This is a genomic window from Streptomyces sp. NPDC056734, from assembly GCF_042790455.1.
Lineage (GTDB): Bacteria > Actinomycetota > Actinomycetes > Streptomycetales > Streptomycetaceae > Streptomyces.
The window spans coordinates 125,095-142,395 of the sequence record NZ_JBHTZD010000002.1 but is presented as its reverse complement, the minus strand read 5'-3'; the positions used below and the strand labels follow the sequence as shown (position 1 = coordinate 142,395).

General features: G+C 69.8%; 15 protein-coding genes. 5 read left to right on the top strand and 10 right to left on the bottom strand.

Translation table 11 applies throughout. The features are described 5' to 3' along the window. Positions 1-130 precede the first annotated feature (130 nt). From ACFRFC_RS02605 to ACFRFC_RS02590, 4 genes are all read right to left on the bottom strand, one after another. Positions 131-1,996, bottom strand: a complete 1,866-nt coding sequence (locus tag ACFRFC_RS02605) for an RICIN domain-containing protein (protein WP_382681885.1) — start codon at positions 1,994-1,996, stop codon at positions 131-133. A 583-nt stretch (positions 1,997-2,579) separates the two neighbouring features. Continuing rightward, complete coding sequence (locus ACFRFC_RS02600) at positions 2,580-2,792, bottom strand: hypothetical protein (RefSeq protein ID WP_382681888.1); 213 nt, start codon at positions 2,790-2,792, stop codon at positions 2,580-2,582. Continuing rightward, positions 2,786-3,328, bottom strand: coding sequence for a hypothetical protein (locus tag ACFRFC_RS02595; RefSeq protein WP_382681891.1), 543 nt, complete (start codon positions 3,326-3,328; stop codon positions 2,786-2,788). Before ACFRFC_RS02595 ends, ACFRFC_RS02600 begins: the two co-directional genes overlap by 7 nt. Next, complete coding sequence (locus ACFRFC_RS02590) at positions 3,325-3,576, bottom strand: hypothetical protein (protein ID WP_382681893.1); 252 nt, start codon at positions 3,574-3,576, stop codon at positions 3,325-3,327. The genes ACFRFC_RS02595 and ACFRFC_RS02590 overlap by 4 nt, the downstream gene beginning before the upstream one ends. A 105-nt stretch (positions 3,577-3,681) precedes the next feature. Between ACFRFC_RS02590 and ACFRFC_RS02585 the strand changes: the two genes are divergently transcribed. From ACFRFC_RS02585 to ACFRFC_RS02575, 3 genes are all read left to right on the top strand, one after another. Further along, positions 3,682-4,512 (top strand): helix-turn-helix domain-containing protein, encoded by an 831-nt coding sequence (locus tag ACFRFC_RS02585; RefSeq protein WP_382681896.1) that lies wholly within the window; start codon positions 3,682-3,684, stop codon positions 4,510-4,512. Beyond that, positions 4,509-4,709, top strand: coding sequence for a DUF397 domain-containing protein (locus ACFRFC_RS02580; protein WP_382681899.1), 201 nt, complete (start codon positions 4,509-4,511; stop codon positions 4,707-4,709). Before ACFRFC_RS02585 ends, ACFRFC_RS02580 begins: the two co-directional genes overlap by 4 nt. A 196-nt stretch (positions 4,710-4,905) precedes the next feature. Next, positions 4,906-5,115 (top strand): DUF397 domain-containing protein, encoded by a 210-nt coding sequence (locus ACFRFC_RS02575; RefSeq protein ID WP_382681901.1) that lies wholly within the window; start codon positions 4,906-4,908, stop codon positions 5,113-5,115. Positions 5,116-5,605: 490 nt separating this feature from the next. Here the strand turns inward: ACFRFC_RS02575 and ACFRFC_RS02570 are convergent, their stop codons facing one another. Then, the gene (locus ACFRFC_RS02570; RefSeq protein WP_382681904.1) at positions 5,606-6,469 is read right to left on the bottom strand and encodes a radical SAM protein; all 864 of its coding nucleotides are present in this window, start codon (positions 6,467-6,469) and stop codon (positions 5,606-5,608) included. A 172-nt stretch (positions 6,470-6,641) separates the two neighbouring features. On the opposite strand from ACFRFC_RS02570, the gene ACFRFC_RS02565 reads away from it, so the two are divergent. Then, positions 6,642-7,859, top strand: a complete 1,218-nt coding sequence (locus ACFRFC_RS02565; RefSeq protein ID WP_382681907.1) for a helix-turn-helix transcriptional regulator — start codon at positions 6,642-6,644, stop codon at positions 7,857-7,859. A 144-nt stretch (positions 7,860-8,003) separates the two neighbouring features. Here ACFRFC_RS02565 and ACFRFC_RS02560 read toward each other — a convergent pair whose 3' ends face one another. Together ACFRFC_RS02560 and ACFRFC_RS02555 are read right to left on the bottom strand one after the other, a co-directional pair. Continuing rightward, on the bottom strand, positions 8,004-8,453 hold the full coding sequence (locus ACFRFC_RS02560) for a hypothetical protein (RefSeq protein ID WP_382681909.1): 450 nt from the start codon (positions 8,451-8,453) through the stop codon (positions 8,004-8,006). Between the two features lie 101 nt (positions 8,454-8,554). After that, positions 8,555-9,967, bottom strand: coding sequence for a hypothetical protein (locus ACFRFC_RS02555; RefSeq protein ID WP_382681912.1), 1,413 nt, complete (start codon positions 9,965-9,967; stop codon positions 8,555-8,557). Positions 9,968-10,068: 101 nt separating this feature from the next. Between ACFRFC_RS02555 and ACFRFC_RS02550 the strand changes: the two genes are divergently transcribed. Then, on the top strand, positions 10,069-13,032 hold the full coding sequence (locus tag ACFRFC_RS02550) for a BTAD domain-containing putative transcriptional regulator (RefSeq protein WP_382681915.1): 2,964 nt from the start codon (positions 10,069-10,071) through the stop codon (positions 13,030-13,032). 122 nt (positions 13,033-13,154) lie between these two features. Here ACFRFC_RS02550 and ACFRFC_RS02545 read toward each other — a convergent pair whose 3' ends face one another. From ACFRFC_RS02545 to ACFRFC_RS02535, 3 genes are all read right to left on the bottom strand, one after another. Beyond that, positions 13,155-14,774, bottom strand: a complete 1,620-nt coding sequence (locus tag ACFRFC_RS02545) for a glycosyl hydrolase (RefSeq protein ID WP_382681918.1) — start codon at positions 14,772-14,774, stop codon at positions 13,155-13,157. A gap of 82 nt (positions 14,775-14,856) precedes the next feature. Beyond that, positions 14,857-16,002, bottom strand: a complete 1,146-nt coding sequence (locus ACFRFC_RS02540) for a hypothetical protein (RefSeq protein ID WP_382681921.1) — start codon at positions 16,000-16,002, stop codon at positions 14,857-14,859. A gap of 163 nt (positions 16,003-16,165) precedes the next feature. Next, positions 16,166-17,254, bottom strand: coding sequence for a hypothetical protein (locus ACFRFC_RS02535; protein WP_382681923.1), 1,089 nt, complete (start codon positions 17,252-17,254; stop codon positions 16,166-16,168). Positions 17,255-17,301 lie beyond the last annotated feature (47 nt).

Below are 17,301 nucleotides of genomic sequence, written 5' to 3'. Positions count from 1 at the left end.
CTGCTCCATCCGGTTCGTCGGGGACTCCGTGGCCGCGCCCGCACCGGTCGTTGTGGTGGGGCTGTCCGCAGGACTCGCCCCGGGGGCCGGGCCTGCGGACGGTTGTCACGTGCGGCGGGACCGAACGCGGTCAGAAGCGCCACCGCTGATTGTCGCCGCCCCAGTAGTCCCACTGAATGATCTGCGCGCCGTTGTCCATCGAGATGCCCGAGACATCGACCACCTTGCCGCTGTGCTTCGCCGTCAGCTTGAAGTAGCCGGTTTCGACGGGCTCCACCCGGAACCGCTGGTTGTCGCCGCCCCACCAGTCCCACTGGATGAGCCGGGCACCGTTGTCCATCGAGACGCCCTCGACGTCGAGCACCTTGCCGCTGTGCTTCGCGATGATGCGCACATAGCCGTCACCGACCGGTTCCAGCCGCCAGCTCTGGTTATCACCGCCCCAGTAGTCCCACTGGATGACGGGTGCGCCGTTCGCCGTGGAGATGTCGGACACATCCAGCGCCCTGCCGCTGTGCTTGGCGAAGAGCGGCTGGTACTGGAACTGCCAGCGCTGGTTGTCGCCGCCCCAGTAGTCCCACTGGATGAGCCGGGCACCGTTGTCCTTGGACAGGCCCTCGACGTCGAGCACCTTGCCGCTGTGCTTCGCCACCAGCACATGGACCCCGTCGGCGATCGTGTCGAAGCGCCAGCGCTGATTGTCACCGCCCCACCAGTCCCATTGGATCAGGGGTGCGCCGTTGTCAGGAGAGACCCCCGAGACGTCCAGCACCTTGCCGCTGTGCTGAGCGACCGCCCGGACGTACCCGTCGCCAACCGCCTCCAGCCGCCAGCGCTGATTGTTGCCGCCCCAGTGGTCCCACTGGATGATCTGCGCGCCGTTGTCCGGCGAGATGCCCGAGACGTCCAGCACTTTGCCGCTGTGCCGGGCGAAGAGCGGGGTCACCACCGACCAGCCGAGGTGGCTCGCCGTGTAGTCGCAGAAGCTGAAGTCGTTCTCCTTCATCAGACAGGCCGATCCGCCGCCCGGGGCGCAGTTGGCACAGTTCCCGTTGTTGACGCCGAAACGCCCCCACCGTCCGCCGCAGTCGCACCCGCTGCTGGCGTACTCGTCCGGGCAGCCGAAGATGTGCCCTGACTCGTGCGCGAAGACGCGGTCGATGTTGTCCGGGCCCCACCCGTCGTTGTTGTAGTCCATCACCACCCGGGGCCCGCCGATGCTGGCGTACGCGAAGTGAGCGACGGGGTACTTGGTGAAGAAGCCGCAGTACGTCCACCGGGTGCCCAGCCCGCTCCGGATGGCCTCGACGTAGGACAGGACGCCGTTCCAGTCGGCGCTGTAGCCGAGCGCGCCCATGGCGGGGTCCCGCCAGAGCGCCTCCAGGTCGGGCGCCGAGGGGTCGGCCGGGGTCGACAGCGTGACGGTCTGGATGTCGTAGCTGAAGCTGACTCCGGCGGTCGGGTTGGCGCTCGCCAGCCACCCGAGCCCGTTCTGGACCTCCGCGACGACCTTCGTCCGCTCGTCGTCGGTGAATTGCAGTGCGGCGGTGGGGCCCTGGACGATGACGATCCCGACCGCGACACTGCCTTCCAGATAGGCGCTCGTCGGCGGGGCGAACGCCGCCGCCCCGGGATGCGTGGCCGAGGTGGGGGTGGGGACCACGGTGGTGCAGCTGGGCATGTCCCAGCGCTCCCCGGCCCGCGGCCGGTCGACCTTGGCGGCGATGAAGCTCTCGGACTGGCGCAGGCGGAGTGCTTGGAGCCCGAGACGCTCGATGTCCTTGAGACCGTTCCTGGCGTCCTCGAACTCCGACGCACTCGGTACGGCCGTGGGCGATTCGTGGTCCACATCGGAGACGATGCTGAGCCGTCCGTACCGGTGGATCGACCGCCCGGGCGCCTTCTCCCCGTTCGGCTGTCGCGCGGGTGACGGTTGCTCGGCCGGCTGTGGTTCGGCCGTGGTTTCCAGCACGTAGAGGTCGTCATATCGAGCCATGTGAACTCCAGGTGTCGCGCAGGCCCTTCCCGCATCGAGGTCCTGGAGCCGGCTCGTCACACCGAACCACGCTCACGGGTGCCACGTTCAGGGAAGCGGCCGGTACATGTCTCAGCTGATCGCCGAACGGGAGACGGATCCCCGCGCGACTCCATGAACGCGCACTGAGCGGTGGGACCGTCGTGACATGTTTCGCTGTCCCTCTTCGAACGATCCCGGCCGGAACGCGGCCGTGAACCGGCAAAGACGTCTGATCTCAGCGTGACATCTGTCGGCGGGAATCGCGACTCGGTACGGGTGTCCTCGTCGGGTTCGAGTGGGCGCACGGGCAGCTGGTCACGGTGACGGTCTTGCCGAAGCCGGCGTCGGTGTGGGTGATGCGTGCTGGCTGTTTCGGAGGAAGCCGCGAGGGGGTTCGGCCCCGTTCCGGTCCGACCTGGCCACGCGCCGCCGCCTCGGCGATCAGGGCATCCACCAGATCCTGGAACACCCCGCCCTTCGCCCCGGCGCTGAACCGGGAGTACACCGTGGACCAGGGCCCGTAACGCTCCGGTACATCCCGCGACCGCCGATCAACGCCCACTCAGCATCCGTCACGAGAAGGCCGGGATACCCGGCGGCCCTCATGGGCCCGGTTCTCGTGCAGCGAGCGGAGGTCGCGGGCGGTGCACACGCCGTTGATGTCTCCGCGCTCGGCTCGGCTGTGCAGGCTGTCCCGCAGCACCCGGCACCAGTCGCACTCCTCGGGGTCAGGTGGACCCGGCTGTACCGCGATGAGCTGGTCGAGGGTCAGCATGTGGTCTCCGTGGAGCCGGGGCGGACGCCTTCGCAGAAGTCCCGGATCAGCGCCAGGGTGCGGGTGCGCCAGTTGCGCAGGGTGGGCCGTAGCCGTGGTTTGCGGTGGCGTGCGTGGCGGGGGCGCGGGGTGGGTGGGTTCCGTGGGGTGGACACGGGCCAGAGGGCGAGGACGTAGAGCCCCGTGTGGTCACTGGCGATGTAGGCGAAGGGGTCACCGGATTCCAACTGTGCGACGACTGACTGTTGTTCGTCGGGGGAGTTCGCCCACTGTCGTAGGAGGGTCGGTACGTCGCCTTCCGTCTCGGTGATGGTCTCGGTGACCGGGCGTAGGGCTTCGGCGGGGCACCAGGGCGACTGTCCGGGGTGGGGGTCCAGCCGGTCGGCGATACGGAGGGCCTGGGTGGCCAGCCAGTGGGCGGAGGTGTGCAGGAGGGGGCTCTCGAACTCGGCGAGGACTACCCGGGCGGTCTCGTCCCGTCCGTAGACGTGGCCTTCGGCGGTGATCTCGGCCCAGTAGCCGCCGGTGGGGTTCACCAGGTCACGTCCCCTCGGCTGCGGGCGTTCGCTTCGGTGAGGGCGGGGCGGAGCTGGTCGGCGACGGTCGCCGGCCGTACGTCGGCGGGCGACGCCTCCCACTCGATGCCGCCCCGGGGCGGACGGAGCCAGTAGCGGCTGCCGGTGTCCATGACGATGCCGAGGGTTCTGGTCCGGGTGTCGAACGCGAGGTCGCCGATGCTGAGTTGGGGTGCCTGGTGCTGCTCCGGTACGGTCCGGTCGGGCATGGCCCACTCCTCTCTGTAGTGATTCCACTACCGGGTGGAGTCAGAGTGACCTAGAGTCGGAGGGCCGTTCAACTTGCGCGACTTGATTGATTGGTTGGGAATCGGATGGTGAACCGGAAGCAACTGGACCCGGAATCGTCGCCTTCGGCAGCGTTCGGGGAGCATCTACGCAGGTTGCGGGATGCTCGTGGCTGGACTCAAGACGAGCTGGCGGAGCGCATGGGGTGCACCGGGTCGCATATCTCTGCCGTGGAAACTGGTCGTCGCCCGCCAACTCAACGATTTGCGGCAAGTGCTGATCAGACCTTCGGCACCGGGGACGAGTTCGTACGCCGGAGTCTGGCCGTGCGGCAGAGGGCGTTACTTGAAGGGTTCCCGGAGTACGTCGGGTACGAGGGGAGGGCTGAAGAGGTTCGGCTCTTCGAAGTCGGGTTGATTCCGGGGCCGATTCAGACACGCGAGTACGCAGCAGCCATCGAGGCGGGTCATGTCCGGCGAGGTTCCATCACAGCCGAGCAAGCTGCGGAGCGAGTCGGCTTCCTGATAGAGAGGCAAGCTGGGTTCGCTCGGGATCCGCTGCCCCTCGTGTTCGTGGTGCTGGACGAGAGCTGTATCCGACGCACGATCGGCGGACCCGAGGTCATGAACGCACAGTTGGCGCGGCTACTGGAGTTCGCCGAACAGCCGAACACGTCGTTGCAGGTCGCTCCCTACACCATGGGGGAACAACGCCCCTTCAACCGGTTGGTGAACCTACTGACACTGACTGACCGGTCCGTGGTTGCCTATCTTGAGTCGCAGACGCAGGGCTACTTGGACCGCGAGATCACTTCTGTTCGTCCGTTGGTGAGGGCCTACCATCAACTACAGACAGAAGCACTGTCACAAGCGGAGTCTGTCGCCATGATCCGTCAGGTACGAAAGGGCATCCCGTGACGACCGAACCACCCAACTGGATCAAGTCCTCCTACAGCGGTAGCGGCGGCTCCTGCGTCGAGTGGGCCCCCGCGCACGCGACCACCACCGGCATAGTCCCGATCCGGGACAGCAAGCGCACTGACGGCCCCGTGCTGACCGTCTCCGTTCCCGCGTTCGCCGGGCTGGTCGTGCTCGCCCGGTCCGCCGACCTGTAACCGCACAACACCGAGCCCCGCCGTTTCCCCTCTTCCGGGACGGCGGGGCTCGGGCGTTCAGTGGCGGGTGACTTTGGCTGTATGCGTTCCGCTCGGTCCTGCCGTTGGTGAGTGCGTGCCTACCATCGGCTACAGGCCGAAGCCGTCTTGCAAGCGGCATCGGTGGCCGTGATCGATGAGGTACGAAGGGGTATCCGTGCCAACCACGACCGAACCTATCCACTGGGTCAAGTCCTCTTACAGCGTGGACAACGGCGGGGCTTGCTTCGAGTGGGCCCCCGCACACGCGACTACCACCGGCATAGTCCCGATCCGGGACAGCAAGCGCACCGACGGCCCCGTCCTGGCCGTCTCCGTCCCCGCGTTCGCCGGGCTGGTCGGGCTCGCCCGGTCCGCCGACCTGTAGAACCGCACCGCTCGACCCCGGGCCCCGCCGATTCCCATCCTCTGGGCGGCGGGGTCCGGGCCGTCAGTGGCTCGGCCGGTCAGTGTGAGGCATGCACGTGGGCGCTCTGGGAGCGAAGCTCCGCCAGCCGCCGTTGGTACAGGGGCCCGGCTGCGAACGCCCCCCTTGCCTCGCTGGGGGTGGATTGCTCGATCAGGTGGTGGGCCACGGCCTTGAGATGGGAGGCCCACGCCAACACGTGTTGCTGAGCGGTCCGCCCGCATTCCTGGGGCTCGCCAGGGAGACACAGTGGGAGATCGGGGCCGACCTTGTTTGCCGCATGCCGAATGTAGCGGGCAATCGTGGCCCATTCCTCTTCGGTTCGTTGTGCGGTGCTGCTTTCGCTCTCCCATCCCCAAACCCCGAAGTCGTCCCCATGATCGTTCATTTGTGCGCTCCCCATGATCGCAGCAAGTCAGGCCGGTGAGCCGATCGTAGCGGCGCTGTCTGCCTACCTGGGGTCACAGTGTCCGATCGAGGGAACACACGGACCACATGGGCCACACATGGGCAGGAACTGCGGCGGAGTACAGGACTGTGCGCCTCCTCCGTGCTCGGTCGTGATACGGGCAACTATCTCCGCCATCTGGGCCCCGCCCCAAATCTCGGAGAGGGGTGAACTCAGCACATTTCCGATGCTCAGGAATCGGCCGAGAACGCACGGCCACACGTCGCCGGTCGGACCGATGGCACATTTCTCATGGGCGCAGTGCCCGCACAGGGAACTGATGGTCGGGGCAGCGCCCTTACTCGCCCGACCGAATGCCCGGGTCTTGTCACCGCCAACCATGCCGACCCCGAGCGCCGTAAGGTCTTGTGCCGCCTCTTGGACGCGCTGACCTTCCCGGACCGCCACGACCCCGCCGCGAAGCGGGATATCGAGACTCAGCGCCTTTTGCACGTTCGCGCGGGTCCGGTTGTGGGAACCCCGGAGCCGAGTCACTGTATCGTGTTCCTCTGCTGTGTCGGAGTAGTACGACGTGGCGATTTTGACCCCGCAGTCCGTGAACGCCTCCCACAGGTCGTCCCGGATGTGGGTCATGTTGGAGAAGACTTCGACGGACAAGCCGGAGCTGTGCGCGTGCCGGATCAGCTCCGGAAGGTTCGGGTGCAGGGTCGGTTCGCCACCGATGAATTGAACGTCAGCAGCACCGATCTCGGTAAGTTGATCGATGACACGCATCCAGTCTTCCACGGTCATGGTGCCGTGCGTTCCCTTGGGTGAGGAGTCCGCATAGCAGTGATCGCAGAACTCATTGCACAACCCTGTCACCTCTAACCATGCGAACTTGAGGGAGCTTTGGGCAGCATTCATTGCAGACTCCTTGCGGGTGTGGAGTTCGGATTCATGGGGTAAGCGCGACGCTGATCAACCGTGCCCCTCGGGATGCCGCGCCAGTCCGCTCGGTCACGCGGTACAGCGTCTCCCCGGAATTGATCACCGACTAGCGGCCCCCTGTAGGCCACCTGTCGGCCAGAATTGGGGCATGGGCAGCAGCATCGGGGCCAACATCCGGCGACTCCGCGAAGAGCGCGGGTGGAGTCAGGCGCGCCTCGCACGGGAAGTCTGCCGGGTAGCGCGAGTAGCCGGCGAGCCGGTCGGGCGGCAAGAGGTCAGCCGGTGGGAGACGGGCAAGCGCATGCCCCGTGAATGGCTGCCGTCTCTCGGCGCCGCGCTGGGCGTGACAGTGGATACCCTCACCGCCCCTCACAAGCCCGCTGAGCCCCCTTTGCCGACCCTGGCCGACTTCCTGCCCGAGGAGGACCCGCTAAGCCCACGGGAAGGAAACAAAGGGCGACGTGTCGGAATGGGCACGGTGGATGAACTACAGCAACGGGTGCATGGGCTCAGGCTGGCTGATGACGTGCTGGCGGGTGGGGACCTGATCCGCCCGGCACTTCGGGACCTTCGGCGCGCTGTGAAGCTGTACCGAGAGAGCACGCACACCGGCGAAGTGGGGCGGCAACTCCTGCGACAGATCGGGGAGTTGGCGCAGATTTCCGGATGGATTGCCAGTGACGCCGGACGCCACGAGGAGGCAGAGCGCATTTATCGGCTGGGGATCAGCGCCGCACGGCAAGCGGAAGACCATACCCTTGCCGGGAATCTTGCGGGATCTCTCGCTTACCAAATGAGCAACACGGGGCGGGAATCCGAAGGGCTCATCCTGGCTCAGGCAGCGTTCCGGGACGCCCGGGCCGAAGCACCCCCGAAAGCCCGCGCGCTGTATCTGGACCGTGTGGCATGGGCTCACACGAAAGCCGGAGGAGCGGAGAACGGACAACAGGCCATGCGCTCGCTGGGGGAAGCCGGACAAGCCCTCAGCGAAGACAGCGAAGGCACGGAATCACCCGCCTACCTGTATTGGGTCGACGTCGGCGAACTCCGAGTCATGGAATCCCGGGTCTACACGGAGCTTCACCGGCCTTTACGTGCCGTGCCCTTGCTCCGGGAGGTGCTCAGCGAATATGACGCCACGCATACACGGGAAATGGCGCTGTACCTCTCTTGGCTGGCCGTAGCGCTGGCTGACGCCAACGAACCCGAAGAGGCGGCAGTCGTAACCGAGCGCGTAATCTCCCTCGGATCCGGCATATTGTCGGAAAGGGTGGCGGAGCGGGTTCGCGTCATCCTCGGCCGGTTGCAGGACTACCGGGACGTGGCGGAAGTCGCTGCGCTGCTCGCCGAGCACCTGACAGCCTAAAGGGTGTTTCGGAAGGCTGTGTTTGGCCGTCGAAGGCGCTTGCGGTGCGGGACGATCAGCCCGCTGTCATCGGTATTGCCGCTGATCAGGAATTACCACCAATTGCGGATCGAAGCTGTCTCGGAGGCCGAGTCGCTCGGGCGTTCAGTCGGTCCGAGGTGGCGGCGTGGTGTTCGTGGAGACGTGGAACGTCAGGCCGGTGAAGGTGTGACCCTGGACCACGGGGCCGTGCTGCGTGCCGCCGCCGACGTTGTTGTGCACGGCGTCGGCGGCGGTCGCGGGGGCGAACTCCGTCACCAGGCGGCGGAGTTCCTCCGCCGCTTCGGGGTCGCGCTCCAGCAGGTCGCGCAGGCGTCGTCGTACCGTCGTCGTCAGTTCGGCGGTGGCCTCCTCGTCGTCCGGGGTGTCCGCCGTCGGGACCAGCGCGGCTCGGCTCTCCTCCAGTTCTCCGGCCACCGTGTCCGGGTCCCTGTCGTCGCCGCGGGCGAAGAGCCGTACGACCTGCTGTCTTCCGCGCTCCCATGCGTCCGTGACCATCAGCGCGACCACCGTGCTCGCACCGGTCCCGACCAGTGCCATCAGTTCCGCTTCCACGGGGCTCCCTCGGGGTTCTCCCGGTGTCGGCCGGCCTGTTGCCCGTGCCCGTCCACGGTAGGGGGTACCCGGTGGAGGCGGGCGGGCAATCACGTCATCGGTCACACCGTGAACTTGACCGCTTCCAGGAAGCGGGTGTTCTCCAGGGTGCCGCCGAAGACGAAGTCGGGGCGTGGGTCGGCGCAGCCCTGGCTGCCCCAGTCGTAGCCGCGGACCTTGGCGGACGGGCAGATCTGGCCGCTGCCGACATTGACCGCGAAGCCGGTCATGTACGGGCCGGATGTCTTCCCTATGTAGAAGTCCTTGCCGTCACCCGTCACGGCCGTCCAGCTCGGTGCCCACTTGCCCTCGCCGTTGGTCGACTCGGGGTTGTGCTGGAAGGCGCTGGCCGCCGAGCCATTGGTGCCGTACACCGCGATGTTGAGCGCCCTGATCGCCTTGTCCTGGCCCGTCGTACCGGCCAGCGTCCCGTCACACACCGGTTTCTGCCAGCCCTGTCCCGTCACATACGCGCGGTAGCAGATGTGCCGCCCGCCCGGGTCGCTCTCCGCCAGCCGGCGCACCGCGGTGCCCGCCGTGTCGGCCGCCGGCTTCTGCGTCACCGTCTCCACACTGCGCGGCGGCGTCGCCGTCACCGTGGTGACGTCGGGCGGCGGCTCCGGACTCGTATTGGCCTCGGCGCTTTTCGCCTTCGGGCTGGATGACGCCGATGCCGAGGGCGACGCGGACGGGGGCGGCGAAGTGACCGATACCGAGAAGGTCGGCGCCGGTTCCGTCGTCGTGGGGCTCTCGCTCAGCTGTGTGCTCGAACGGGCCGACGCCTGCTCCGAGTCTCCGCCCGAATCACCGCTGCCCAGGACCACCAGCGACACGACCACGATCCCCGCCACCGCCAGCGCCGCCGGGGCCACCACCAGCGGGCGCTGGAGCAGCCCGGCGGGCGCGTACTCGTCGTCCGACTGACGGGACGACCCGTTCCTGCGGTCCAGCCTTCTGACCAGGGGTGGGGGTGGGGGAGGAGGGGTGCGAATCGGGGGTGGGGGTGGTGGGGGTTCGGGGGCGGCGTCGTCCTCGTCCGGTTCCTCGTCCGGTTCCTCGTCCGGTTCGTCGTCCGGTTCCTCGTCTGGTTCCTTGTCTGGCTCCTTGTCCGGTTCCTCGTCTTCGAAGTCGTCCTCGTCCTCGTCCTCGTCCTCGTTCTCGTTTTCGTCCGTCACCGACACGTCGACCACGCCGACCGGTGTCTCCCGTTGTTCCAGGAGTCTGCTCGAACCGTCGGGGGCCACCTCTATGTGGGCCACGTACGCCGCCGACGGGTCGGAGATGGTGGCGGTCACCTTGGTGGCGCGGGCGCGGGCCAGTGTGTGCAGCGCGTCCAGGATCGCGGCGTCCGGTTCCTGGCCCGGCGCCATCCTTACGGGTTCGCCGTCGATCGCGGCTGAACCGTCGCCGGAGATCACCACCGCGAAGTGGTCGTCCCCCGTGATCGGCTGATCGGTCTCTTCACCCCGGCCCATACGCCTTCCCTTCTTTCCCTTCCGACGTCCTTCGCGCTAGCGCAACGGCCCCCGCACGCCCAACGGTTCAATGTGCGGCGCGGGTCGGTAGAGTGCGGCGCGTGAACGCCCCGGAAGAGTTGGTGTGTTTCGCCGTGCTGGGGCCGGTCCGGGCCTGGCGGGGTGGACGGGAACTGGATCTCGGCTCGCCCCAGCAGCGCGTGGTGCTGGCGACTCTGCTGATCCGCCGGGGGCGCCCCGTCACCCTCCATGAACTCCTCGACGCCGTCTGGGGCGCCGAGCCACCCGCCGCCGCCGTATCGGTTCTGCGGACCTATGTGTCACGGCTGCGCAAGGTGCTCGATCCCGCGCGGGACGCGGACGGTGCCGTACCGGTGATCGTCTCCGTCGGGGATGGCTATCTGGCCCGGTTCGGGGCTGACGCCCTCGATCTCGCCGTGTTCGAGCGGCAGGTCGCCCACGCGCGGCGGCTGCGTGCTGCGGGAGAGACATCCGCCGCCGCCGCACTGCTGCACACCGCGCTCGGCGCCTGGCAGGGCGCGGCACTGGCCGGGCTTCCCGGCGCCGCCGCCGAGTCCGAGCGCTCCCGGCTGGACGAGCTGCGGCTGGCCACCCTGGAGACACGGTGGGACATCGATGTCGAACTCGGGCGGCACGGCGAGGTGATCCCCGAACTCATGTCGCTGGCCGCTGCCCATCCCCTGCGCGAAGAGCCGGTTCGGCTGCTCATGCTCGCGCTGTACCGGTCCGGGCGGCGGGCCGAGGCGCTCGCCGTCCACCGCCGGACCTGGCGCACCCTGATGACCGAGCTGGGCATCGAACCCGGCGCGGCCCTCCAGCAGCTGCACGAACGCATCCTCGCGGCGGACGAGCCGCTGGCGGCGGACAAGTCGCCGGTCGCCGGTTCCCGGCCCAACCTCCGAGTCGCGAGTCGCGGGGACTCTCCCGAGGCTCTCCCCGAGCCCGAGCCCGAGCCCGAGCCCGAACCCGCGCCCACGCCCACGCCGCCCCCGGTCACACCCGCGCCCGAGCCCCCACGCACCCCCCACACCCCCCGCCCCGCCCAACTCCCCGCCGACCTCGTCACCTTCGTCGGACGGCATACGGAACTCGACCGCGTACGGGCGCTGCTGCCCAAGCGTGGCGGCGTTCCCGCGACCGTGGTGATCAGCGCGATCGGGGGCATGGCGGGCATCGGCAAGACCGCGCTGGCCGTGCACTGGGCGCACGAGATCGCCGACCGGTTCCCGGACGGGCAGCTCTGTATCAATCTGCGCGGCTTCGACCCGACGGGCGCGGCGGTGGCGCCCAGCGCCGCCATCCGGGTCTTCCTGGACGCGCTCGGCGTCCCCCCGGAGCAGATCCCCGCCGGTCTCGGCGCTCAGGCCGCGCTCTACCGCAGCCTGCTGGACCGGCGCCGGATGCTGATCCTGCTGGACAACGCCCGGGACACCGAGCAGGTCCGCCCGCTGCTGCCGGGCGCGCGCGGCTGTCTGGTCATCGTCACCAGCCGTAACCAGCTCACCGGCCTGGTGGTGGGCGAGGGGGCGCATCCGCTGACGCTGCACCAGCTCACCGCGGCCGAGGCGCACGACCTGCTGGCACGACGGCTCGGCGGCGCGCGGCTGGCGGCGGAGCCGGACGCGGCCGAGGAGATCGTCGCGCGGTGCGCCCGGCTGCCGCTGGCACTGGCCATCGTCGCCGCCCACGCCGCCGCCCACCCGGGCTTCCCGCTGAGCGCCATCGCCGGGGAACTGCGCGGCAGTCACGGCAGCCTCGACGCCTTCGCGGCCGGTGAGGATCTGAGCACCGATGTACGGGCGGTGTTCTCGTGGTCGTACCAAGCGCTGTCCGCCCCGGCCGCGCGGCTGTTCCGGCTGCTGGGGCTGCACCGCGGACCCGATCTGTCCGCGCCCGCCGCCGCGGCCCTCACCGGGCTCCCCGTGAAGGAGAACCGGCGGCTGCTCGCCGAGCTGACCCGGGCGCATCTGCTCACCGAGCACGTCCCCGGCCGCTACGCCCCGCACGACCTGCTGCGGGTCTACGCCGCCGAGCGGGTCGCCGCCGAGGAGACCGGCGAGGAGCGCGAGCGGGCCGGTGAGCGGCTGCTGGCCTGGTATCTGCACACCGCCGACGCCACCTACCCCCACCTCACCCCCAAGCGGCCCCGCGTCCGGCTCGACCCCGTGCCCGAGGGGTGCCGTCCCCTTGAGTTCGACAGCCATGAACAGGCGTTGCGGTGGTGCGAGGACGAACGGGCCAACCTCGTCGGCGCGGTGCACCAGGCCGCCGCGACCGGCCGGTCCGGCATCGCCTGGCGGCTGCCCGCCGTGCTGTGGGGGTTCTTCTATCTGCGCAGCCACCACACCGACTGGCTCGACACCACCCGTACCGGTCTCGCCGCCGTCCGCGCCGTGCACGACCGGGCCGGTGAGGCCCGCGCCCTGATGGACCTGGCCGCCGCGCTGCGCGCCGGTGGCCGCTACGACGAGGCCGTCCAGCATCTGCTGCTGGCGATGCGTGCCTTCCGCGAGGTCGGGGACGTACAGGGGCGGGTGTCCACCGTCGGCAATCTCGGCGACGCCCATCTGCGGGCCGGACGGCTCGGCAAGGCCGTCGAGTACATTCGCCGCGGGCTGGCCCTCAGCCGGAAGCTGGGCAACATGTGGGCCGTGGGCATCGCGCTCGCCAACCTCGGTGACGCCTACCAGCGGCAGGGCAGAGCCACCGAGGCCGTCGAGTGCCTCGGGGAAGCGCTGGAGGTGCTGCGCGCCGAGGACAACCGCTGGGTCGAAGGGGTCGTCCTGGACATCCTGGGTACCGTGCACGCGGGGCTCGACCGGCCCGCCACCGCCATCGAGTACTACCACGAGGCGCTCAAGACCCACCACGACGTCGGCAACCGGTGGGGCGAGGCGGACACCCTGACCCACCTCGGCGAGGTGGAACTGGCCTCCGGTGACCGGGCCGCGGCCCGGGCCTCCTGGGAACGCGCGCTGGAGATCCTCGCCGGGGTCGGGCACCAGGACGCCGAGGGGATCCGTGAGCGGCTCAAGCGTCTCTGACATGCCTCTCACCTCCAGCCGCTGCATCGCCCGGCGCGCGTCCTCACCCGTACAACGGGTGTACGGGTGAGGGCGGTTCAACGGAAACGGGCATCCACAGCCCCGTTTCCGCCCGTTCGGGCTCAGCCCAGCGCGCGGTACGCCTGACCGGAGGCGTTCGGGGTGGCCCCGGTGTAGAGGCCGGTCCCGAAGGTGTCCGTGGAGAGCGTGAACCACGCGTACCGCTCGACGAAGTCCAGCCCCTCCAGCAGGTGCGTCGACGATGTCACGAACGCCGCCTGCTCCTGCTCGCCCGGCAGCCGCGCGGACCCCGACGACCAGTCGATCAGGCCGTACTCGGTCAGCCAGATCGGCTTCTGGTAGCGGTCGTACACGCGCTGGAGATAGTCACGCAGGTGGTTCACCGCGTCCGGGCCGAAGTCGGAGCCGTACCAGTGCACCGGGATGAAGTCGACCTTCAGTCCGCGCTGCTGGGCGCCGGTCATGAACCGGTCCAGCCAGCCGCCCGCCACATCGGCGTTCGCGGCGACGGCCGGGGCGCCCATCCGCAGGCCCGTCGACTGGAGCCGGGGCCACAGGTCCAGGGCCTGTTCGGGGGTCATGTCGGCCTGGCCGCCGTGGTCGGGCTCGTTGAAGCCCAGCAGGCTGGTGCCCTCCTGCTTGGCGGCGTTCAGTTCGGCGTCGGTGACCGAGCCGGGACCCCAGATCATCGGGACGTACTCGACACCCTCCGGTTTCGCGACCGGACCCGTCGACGACGCCCAGTTGTAGTACCAGGCGGCGCCGGAGTCGACGATCGCCTCGGTGATCCCGGGCTCCGGGTTGATGCTCACGCCCTTGGCGCCCGTGCCCTCGCGGTCCGGGGCCTTGGGCTGCTCGGGAGCGGGCGCCGCCCCCTCCACGGCCTCGCGCGGCTCGGTCTCGACCGGGGCGGCAGCGGCGGCGCCGGTCCCGAAGGCCACCGTCATGCCCGTGCACTCGGTGCACTGGCGGACCGTCTGGTTGCCGGGCTCGGTGTCCTGCTTCGACCAGGCGTACGCGGTCGGGCACTGCCCGCTGATCGCGTCGCTGTAGGGCGTCTTGGCGTCCCGGTTGGGGTTGACGCACACCAGCGCCTCGCCCGTGGCCGGGTCCTTGGTCAGATTCTCGGCCGGGCAGGCGGAGATCAGGTCCTTCGCGCAGCCCATCGTCTGGCACGCGCCCGACTCCGGCACCTGCACCCCGTCCGGGGTGATGGTGATCGGCACGGACACGGCGTTGACGTAACTCACGTTGTACCAGGGCGCCAGCGCGTCCTTCGGGTCGAAGTTGAACTCGGCCAGACTGGTGGGCTGTTCACCGGTCGAGCAGCGGTCGGCGTACGGCCCGCAGTCACCCACCGCGCAGTGGAAGGTCGAGCCGTCCTCCCCGGCGCAGCCCTGGCGGGCGAAGAACTTTCCGCGCCAGTGCCCGGCCCCCGAGTTCTCGGGGATCGTGATCGTCGCGGACTGCCCCGGGTCGAGCTTCGGCAGCCCGGTCAGCACGGCCGAGCCGTCGGCGTTGACCGTGGCACCGACCCAGAGCGGGTCGTCCGTACGGTTCTGGAACGTCACCGTGCGATCGGCTCCGCCGGAGGCGTTCTCGGCGTTGATGGCCGTCCCGTCCGACTTCTGCCACTGGATCGCGGCGGCGGTCCCTGTCACACCGACGATCACCAGGAGGAATGCGAGCAGTAGTTGGGTACGTCTGCGCAGTCGGCGCATCGAGCGTGCCTTTCCGTATGGCGGGATGGTGGGGGGTGGGCTCGGCAGGGGACGCGGGATCCGCCGTGAACGGCGGTGTGTGTCAACGGCGTCCGGGCCGACGTGGGGTGCCCGCCGTGTTCCGCGCCCCGGGGACAGCCTGGGCGGGCGTCGCGGGGCGGGTACGGGAGCGGGGGGCTGTGGAGGGGGCGGCGGGGTCGGCCGAGTCGGCCCGCTGGTCGCTCAGCGAACCGAGCGACGCTCCCTTGAGGAACTGCCGCGCCTCGGGGGAGAGCGCGGAGGTGACCTCCGCCCCTATGTCCGAGGTGTGGGGGAGGGGGGTTGTCGTGAGGCGCGGGGGGTCTGGAGAGACGGGGGAGATGGGGGACACAGGGGAGATGGGGGAGTTGAGGGAAGCGGGTGATACGGGCGATACGGGGGCGACCGCGAGGTCAGGGGACTTGGGCGGCTCGGGGGAGACAGCGGAGTCGGGGGCGAGGGGGACCTTCGGAGGTACGGGCGGCGGCCCCGGCGAATCGGGCGAGACGGCGGACTCGGGCGACTCGGCGGAGGCCAAGGGAATGGGCACCTTGGGCGGCACGGGCGGAGGCACGGGCGCCGGTACGGGCCTCTCCGCGTCCCTCTCCCGAGCCGCCTCCCTGCGTTCCCGAGCCGCCTCCCCACGTTCGCGCACCGCCTCCCCACGTTCCCGCCCCGCCCGAGCCGCCGCCAGGAAGCCGACGGCGTCCACCTCCGATCCCGCGCCGGGCGTGAAGGTGGCGGCGTCCACCTCCGATCCCCCGCCGGGCATGAAGGTCGCGGTGGGACGCGGGTGCCCGGCGTCCGGCACGGCCGAGGGTGCCCCCTGCTGGGGTGGCGCCTGCCGCCGGTCCGGGGCCGGGCGCTCCCAGCGGGCCCGAGCCGTCTGAAACTGCTGTGCGTCAGCGGCCATGATGATCTCCTTGGCCCGGTCCAGTGCCTCCACGGCGTCCCGCAGCCCCCGTTCGTCCCGTAGCCCCTGGTCCCCCCGCTGCCGCTCGGGTGCGTCCCGGAGGGGCTCGGCGCTGGCGGCGGCCGGCTGTCCGGCGCCCTCGGGGCGGTCGCCCCGCCGCAGCGCCCGCAGCATGTCCCGCAGTGCGGTCAGCAGGCGGAAGACCTGGTCCACCACCTGCGTCCAGGTGCCCTCGGGGCCGCCGGGCCGTCTGCCCTGCCGCCGGGGGCCGTTGCCGTTGCCGTTGTCGTCCGCCACGGTGTCCCTCTCTCGTCCCGGAGGTGCCGACGCGAGCGACAACGGCTCGGTCCGGGCGATCGGTTCAATGTCCGGACGCCGAGAGGGCCCACCCCACCTCCCACCCCACCGTCCGCCTGCCGGACGGAGGGGCGCGCGCGGTCCGCTCGACCGCCGGGGGCTGTCAGCTGCGGCCCTTGCCCCTGCCGGACGACGACCCGCCCTTCGGCTCGTACCGCGATTCCTTGGACGAGTGGTGGCCCTCCCTGGACTTCTTCTTGCTCGACCCCTGTCCCGACGACTCCCCGCCCCTGCTGGACGCGGGGGCCGTCGACACCCGCGTCGGCCGGTGATGGGCGGCGGTCGGGGCGACGGCGGAGGTGGCCCCCTGCTCCCGCTCCCGGGTGCGGGTGCGGTCGGGCAGGGTCCGCAGGTCCGTACCCCCGCCGCCGCGTTCGTTCCCGACGTTCTCGGGCTCCTGCGCCGCATGGCCCTGCCTGTGACGCTCGTTGGCCAGGTCGAGCCCGGTGCCGAGCCCGTTCGCCCAGGTGCCGCCCGCGCCGAGCCGGTCCTGGAGCAGCCCTTCCTCCTGGAAGGCCGAGACACTGTTCGCCACGAGGCCCACGGTGCGACTGGCGAGGGCGGCGTTGTTCAGCGTGAAGAGGCCGTGCTCCGGGTACTCCTGGACCCCGCGATACACGTCACGCAGGACCGGCGCGGCTCCCGCGATGGCCCCCACCTGGGTGAGGGTGTCCTGGGCCGAGGGAATCATGGGAGCGAGCCCCTGGACGGCCTGGGGGCCGAGGTCGATCAGGAGATTGCCGAGGAACTCCCGGTTGTCCCAGGACCACTTGGCCGCCTTCTTGGCCGTCGCCGCGACATACCGCGCGACCGACGTACTGGCGTCGGCCGCGTTCTGGTACACCGCGAAGTACGTTCCCGGCTCCGCGTTGCGGCCGGTGTCGGCGGTGTTCGGCACGAAGGCGCCGAGCACGGCTCCCTCGGGCAGCGCGGGCGCGTCCTCCGGAACCTCCACCCCCGCCGCCATGGTGCCCATCTCACCGGTCTGGGGGTCCTGGACGATGTAGACGGAGGCGTAGTCGCTGGCGTTGGAGTAGGCGCTGCTGTGCGGTGAGTCCGGCTGGGCGGCCTCCTCCTGGGACGACCGCCGCCGCGACGAGCCCTCCTGCGGCGACGACCGCCGTGACGAGTCCTTCTTCTTCGAGTCCCGCTTCCGCGAGGACTCGTGATCGCGTGAACCTGACCCTGCCATGTGACCCTTCCTTTCCTTTCAGAGGATTGGACGGCAGGCACAACGGG

What these genes read in the sequence shown, in the direction of transcription:
- ACFRFC_RS02605 (WP_382681885.1), bottom strand. Translation starts at nt 1,996, where the DNA reads ATGGCTCGATATGACGACCTCTACGTGCTGGAAACCACGGCCGAACCA.
- ACFRFC_RS02600 (WP_382681888.1), bottom strand. Translation starts at nt 2,792, where the DNA reads ATGCTGACCCTCGACCAGCTCATCGCGGTACAGCCGGGTCCACCTGAC.
- ACFRFC_RS02590 (WP_382681893.1), bottom strand. Translation starts at nt 3,576, where the DNA reads ATGCCCGACCGGACCGTACCGGAGCAGCACCAGGCACCCCAACTCAGC.
- ACFRFC_RS02585 (WP_382681896.1), top strand. Translation starts at nt 3,682, where the DNA reads ATGGTGAACCGGAAGCAACTGGACCCGGAATCGTCGCCTTCGGCAGCG.
- ACFRFC_RS02570 (WP_382681904.1), bottom strand. Translation starts at nt 6,469, where the DNA reads ATGAATGCTGCCCAAAGCTCCCTCAAGTTCGCATGGTTAGAGGTGACA.
- ACFRFC_RS02565 (WP_382681907.1), top strand. Translation starts at nt 6,642, where the DNA reads ATGGGCAGCAGCATCGGGGCCAACATCCGGCGACTCCGCGAAGAGCGC.
- ACFRFC_RS02555 (WP_382681912.1), bottom strand. Translation starts at nt 9,967, where the DNA reads ATGGGCCGGGGTGAAGAGACCGATCAGCCGATCACGGGGGACGACCAC.
- ACFRFC_RS02545 (WP_382681918.1), bottom strand. Translation starts at nt 14,774, where the DNA reads ATGCGCCGACTGCGCAGACGTACCCAACTACTGCTCGCATTCCTCCTG.
- ACFRFC_RS02535 (WP_382681923.1), bottom strand. Translation starts at nt 17,254, where the DNA reads ATGGCAGGGTCAGGTTCACGCGATCACGAGTCCTCGCGGAAGCGGGAC.